Annotated in this window: 1 protein-coding gene; it reads right to left on the reverse strand. The window is 42.3% G+C overall.

Annotated features, from left to right (window positions below):
* The coding region (locus ICJ84_RS16650; protein ID WP_241748786.1) for an asparagine synthase-related protein at nucleotides 1–260 on the reverse strand (260 nt) is incomplete at both ends.

Genomic DNA, 260 nt, shown 5'->3' on the forward strand with positions numbered 1-260 from the left:
CTTAATGAGCGAGGTTCATTATAGATTGTATAGCCACCAAACAGCTCGTCCGCTCCTTCCCCCGATAGAACAACAGTCACATGCTTTCTTGCTTCTCTTGCCAAAAAATAGAGAGGAACAGCTGCAGGATCAGCGACAGGTTCATCCAAATGCCATATAATCTTTGGAAGTTCCTGAAGAAATTCCTCCGGTTGAATGACGTAGTGTATATTTTCTACATTTAATTCTGCTGCGGTAGTTTTGGCAACATTGATCTCACT

The organism is Aestuariibaculum suncheonense (genome assembly GCF_014596935.1).
GTDB lineage: Bacteria > Bacteroidota > Bacteroidia > Flavobacteriales > Flavobacteriaceae > Aestuariibaculum > Aestuariibaculum suncheonense.